At 69.7% G+C, this 4,798-nt stretch carries 7 protein-coding genes; all 7 read right to left on the reverse strand.

Translation table 11 applies throughout. The features are described 5' to 3' along the window. The coding region (gene lipB / locus AC1D15_RS18410; protein ID WP_477827122.1) for a lipoyl(octanoyl) transferase LipB at positions 1–290 on the reverse strand (290 nt) is incomplete at its 3' end. 72 nt (positions 291–362) lie between these two features. Continuing rightward, positions 363–638, reverse strand: a complete 276-nt coding sequence (locus AC1D15_RS18415; protein ID WP_052212931.1) for a YbeD family protein — start codon at positions 636–638, stop codon at positions 363–365. Positions 639–681: 43 nt separating this feature from the next. Continuing rightward, entirely contained in the window at positions 682–1,557 is an 876-nt protein-coding gene (locus tag AC1D15_RS18420) for a D-amino acid aminotransferase (protein WP_047510217.1), read from the reverse strand. A gap of 39 nt (positions 1,558–1,596) precedes the next feature. Beyond that, positions 1,597–2,787: a D-alanyl-D-alanine carboxypeptidase family protein gene (locus AC1D15_RS18425; RefSeq protein WP_477827120.1), complete on the reverse strand. Its 1,191-nt coding sequence runs from the start codon at positions 2,785–2,787 to the stop codon at positions 1,597–1,599. A 41-nt stretch (positions 2,788–2,828) separates the two neighbouring features. Then, positions 2,829–3,443, reverse strand: a complete 615-nt coding sequence (locus AC1D15_RS18430) for an alpha/beta hydrolase (protein WP_047510221.1) — start codon at positions 3,441–3,443, stop codon at positions 2,829–2,831. A gap of 13 nt (positions 3,444–3,456) precedes the next feature. Continuing rightward, positions 3,457–3,783, reverse strand: a complete 327-nt coding sequence (locus AC1D15_RS18435) for a (2Fe-2S) ferredoxin domain-containing protein (protein WP_047510223.1) — start codon at positions 3,781–3,783, stop codon at positions 3,457–3,459. 9 nt (positions 3,784–3,792) lie between these two features. Then, a partial coding sequence (locus AC1D15_RS18440; protein WP_477827121.1) for a VanZ family protein occupies positions 3,793–4,798 on the reverse strand: 1,006 nt, incomplete at its 5' end.

A 4,798-nucleotide genomic window follows, 5' to 3' on the forward strand; every position in this document is an offset into this window, starting at 1 on the left:
GTGATGCCGAAGCCTTCGAGCGTCTTGATGACGCAGTGCTCCAGCCGGTAGACGTATTCCTTCACGTAGATGCCCAGCCGGCGCAGGTCGATCAGCGGGTAGGCGACCACCTGGCCGGGGCCGTGGTAGGTGACCTGGCCGCCGCGGTTGGTCTGCACCACCGGGATGCCGTGCGCGTCCAGCACGTGCTCGGCCTTGCCGGCCAGCCCCTGCGTGTAGACGGGCGGGTGCTCGCACAGCCAGATCTCGTCCGGCGTGTCGGCGGTGCGGCGCTCGGTGAACTCACGCATCGCCTGCCCGGCCGCCGCGTAGTCGGTCGGGCCGAGCAGCTTCAGCAGCGCAGGCACGTCACTGGACCGACATCAAAGCACCACCTTGACCATCGGGTGCGTCGACAGCGTGCGGTACAGCTCGTCGAGCTGCTCGCGGCTGGTGGCGGTGACGGTGACCGTCACGCCCAGGTACTTGTTGCCGCTGCTCGGGCGGATCTCGACGGTGGACGCGTCGAATTCGGGGTCGAACTGTTTCGCGATCGTCGTGATCGCATGGACGAAGCCGTCGGCGTTCGTGCCCATCACCTTGATCGGGAAGCGCGACGGGTATTCGATCAGCGACTGGTCGGGCGGAATGTCTTGCATCGTGGCGTTCATGCCGTCGCAGATGGGGCGGCCTGCGGAAAATTCAAATCGACTGCACCGTCTTGGCCCGCTGGTAGGCCTCATACAGCTTCGCGTAGATCGGGCCGGGCTTGCCGCGCAACGCCCCATGGCCCACGGCCTCGCCGTCGACCTGCGTCACCGCCAGCACCTCCTTGGTGGCCGAGCTCAGCATCAGCTCGTCGGCGCCCAGCACCTCGGCCTCGGAGATCGGGCGCAGGTTGTAGCCGATGCCGGCTTCCTCGCACAGCTCGCGGATCAGCTCGTAGCGGATGCCCTCGAGCACGTGCTCGCTCTTCGGGGCGCCCAGCACCGCGCCCTCGTGCACGACCCACACGTTGCTGGACGAGGCCTCGGTCAGGAAGCCGTCACGGAACATGATGGTCTCGACGGCGCCGTGGTCGGCCGAGATCTGGCGCGCCAGCACGTTGCCGAGCAGCGAGGTCGACTTGATGTCGCCGCGCTCCCAGCGGAAGTCGCGCGCCGTGACGCAGGCGACGCCGTGGTGGCGCTGTTCGGCGCCGGCCGGCTTCATCGGGTTGGCCATCATGAACACCGTCGGTGTCAGATCGGGCGGCATCACGTGGTCGCGCACCGCCACGCCGCGCGTGACCTGGATGTAGAGCAGCTGGTCGTCGGCCGCCTGCGCATCGATCAGCCTGCGGCAGCGTTCCAGCCATTGGGCGCGGTCGAACGGGCTCGCGATGCGCACCTTGCCCAGGCTGCGGTTCAGGCGCGCCAGGTGCTCGTCGAAGCGGAACAGGCGGCGCCCGTAGACGGGCACGACCTCGTAGATGCCGTCGCCGAAGACGAAGCCGCGGTCCAGCACCGACACCTTGGCGTCGCGCAGCGGACCGTACTCGCCGTTGAGGTAGCACAGGGTGTCAGGCAGGGCTTGCATGCGGGCTCCCGAGGACGGATGCAGTGGGAACGGATGAGCTTACTTGATCCACAGCCGCAGGGCATCCCAGGCGCGGCCGAAGATGCCGGCCTGCTCGACGCCGGTCAGCACGACCAGCGGCAACTCGGCCACCGGCGCCCCGGTCGAGGTGGTCACCTTCAGCGTGCCGACGCGCTGGCCCTGAGCGAGCGGCGCGACCAGCGGATCGGTGCGCTCGATCTTCGTCTGCAGCTTCGCGCCCTCGCCCTTGGGCACGCTGACGAAGACCCCGTTCGCCGCGCCCAGTTGGGCCTCGCGCGCCGTGCCCTTCCAGACCTGCACCGTGGCCACCGCCTTCGAGCCTTCGAACAGGCGCACCGTGTCGAAGGCCTGGAAGCCCCAGTTCAGCAGCTTCTGGCTCTCGTTCGCGCGGGCATCCATCGAGGCCGCGTTCAGCACCACGCTGAGCAGGCGCCGCTTGCCGCCGCCGGCGCCGTTGACCGCGAGGTTCGGGAAGTCGCGCTGCGCCGAGACCACCATGCAGTAGCCGGCGGCCTCGGTGTAGCCGGTCTTCATGCCGTCGACGGTCGGGTCGCGCGTCAGCAGCACGTTGCGGTTGTTCTCGTTGCTGATCGGCGCGCCCTCGTAGTGGTACTTCTTGATCGAGTAGATCGGGTAGTACTCGGGGAAGTCGCGGATGATGCGACTCGCGATCACGGCCACGTCGCGCGCCGTGCTCTTGTGGCCCGGCTCGGTGAGGCCGGTGGCGTTCTTGAACTGCGTGTTCTTCAGGCCGAAGGCCTGGGCCTGGCGGTTCATCAGCTCGATGAACTGGTCGAGCGTGCCGCCGACGCCCTCGGCCAGCACCACCGCGGCGTCGTTGCCGGAGTTGACGATCAGCCCGCGCAGCAGGTCGTCGACCTTCGGCGCGCTGCGCGGCTCGATGAACATCAGCGAGCCGCCGCCCTTGCGCTCCTGCCAGGCGCGCAGCGACACCGGCAGCGTCTGCTCCAGCGTCAACTTGTGGTCGCGCAGCGCGGCGAACGCCAGGTAGGCGGTCATCAGCTTGGTCAGCGAGGCCGGGTCGGCCGGCGCATCCGCCTCGCGCTCGGCGAGCGTCTGGCCGGTGGTCACATCGAGCAGGATGTAGCTCTTGGCCGCGATCTCCGGCGGCTGGGGCGCCTGCGCGTAGGAAACGGACGAGACGGCAGCGGCGCCAAGCGCCAGCACGAGGGCAAACAGTCTTTTCATGAACGTCGGAATCAGGTTGGCTGGTGCGCGAAGCCCGGGCATCAACGATGCCAGGACCGCACCACCAGGTTCTTCAGCAGCGCCAGCTGCCCGTGAAAGAAATGGCCCACGCCGGGGATCACCACCACCGGCAGGGATTGAGGCCGTGCCCAGTCGAGGGTGGCCGACAGCGGCACGATCTCGTCGGATTCGCCGTGGATCACCAAAGTTTCCTCCGGCACCGGCGCGACCTTCTGTTTCTGCGTCGACGGCCCGACCAGCACCAGCCGCTCGGCCTTCGCATCATCGGGCAGGCGCGCGGCCGCCTGTGACGCGACGTAGCCGCCGAACGAGAAGCCCGCCAGCACCAGCGGCAGCGCCGGGTCGCGGTGCGCGGCGATCACCGCCAGCGCATCGTCGATCTCGCCCTGGCCTTCGTCCCACGCGCCTTCGGAGGCCGCCACGCCGCGGAAGTTGAAGCGCACGGTGCGGTAGCCCAGCTGCAGGAAGGCGCGCGCCAGTGTCTGCACCACCTTGTTGTCCATCGTGCCGCCCTGCTGCGGGTGCGGATGGCAGACCACCGCCACGCCGCGCGGCTCGCCCTCGGGGCGGTCGAGCGCGCATTCGAGCGCGCCCGCGGGGCCCGGTGTCAGCTGCTTGACGGTCTTCGCATTCATCTGCACGGCCCGGTCAGCGTCCGACCGAATCGGGCAGCAGCAGCCGCTCGACCACCACGCCGTTCTTCAGATGCGACTCGACGATCTCGTCGATGTCGGCATCGTCGACATAGGTGTACCAGACGGCTTCGGGGTACACGACCGCCACCGGCCCGCCGGCGCAGCGATCGAGGCAACCCGCCTTGTTGACCCGCACGCCGCCGGGACCGGCCAGCTTCTCGGCCTTGGTGCGCGATTTGCAGCGCTCGAAGCCGGCCTGCGCATGGTGGTTGGCACAGCTGTCTTCGCCCTTGTCGCGCTGGTTCAGGCAGAAGAAGATGTGGCGCTTGAAATAGGTCATCGGCGCATTTTACGGACCTGCCGCAGCGGCCCGCTCGATGCTGTCCCTGGCGGCCACGCGGGCGAGCAGGTAGACGAGCGCCGCGTACGGCCACAACCAGCCGACCCATTGCGCGAGGCCATGGAAGCGGATGAAGCGTCCCTGCTCCCAGCCTTGCAGGCTCTCGGCGAAGTAGGGATCGGTCGGCGCCTGCGCCACCAGCGCGACCAGCGCCGTCACGACCACCAGGCCGAGCCCGGCCGCGCCGCGGCGCGGGATGCGCAGCAGCAGCAGCCCGGCGATCGCACCGCTCAGCAGCCCCGGCAAGGCAGGCGGCGTCAGCCAGGCCAGCGCATGCTGCGGGCCGAAGTTCAGCGCCGTCGACAGCGTGGTCGTCGCGAAGCCGAGCGCGGCCGCGCCGGGCACCATCGCCGCGCGGCGCCAGCCCGGGCGCACGATGGTGTACGCGACCAGGCACGGCGCCAGCAGGCCGAGCAGGATCGCGAGCAGCTCGCTGCCGCGCGACAACGGCGTCATCGCGACGCTCGCATCGGCCCAGTCTTCGGTCCACGCCGACCACGGCGTGCCGGCCAGCGCCTCGGCGGCCAGCTCCTGCAATCGCACCAGCACCTGGCCGAGGCCGAGCGGCACCGGCGTCGGGAACAGCAGGCCGATCGGCCACAGCAGCAACAGCAGCAGCCCGCCGGTGATGCGGCTCACGAACCAGCGGTCGCGCAGCGTCTGCCAGCGGTCGATGCCGCCGAGCGCGTGCACCGCCACCGCGACCAGCGCGCCGGCCAGCGTGCCGGCGGCGTTCAGCACCCAGTCGAGGCTGGACGGCACGCGCTGCGGCAGCCAGTTCTGCAGGCTCTCCATCGCGAACGACAGCAACGAGCCTGCCAGCAGCGCCGCGACGAAGGCGATCGACACGCGCCGCCCGGAGCGCACCAGCGCACCCACCACCAGCGCGCCGAGCGGCATGTAGCCGAGCAGGTTGGAGACCACGTCGAAGGCGGTCCAGTAGCGCGGCCACGGC

It is taken from the genome of Rhizobacter sp. P2_H2 (genome assembly GCF_056403375.1).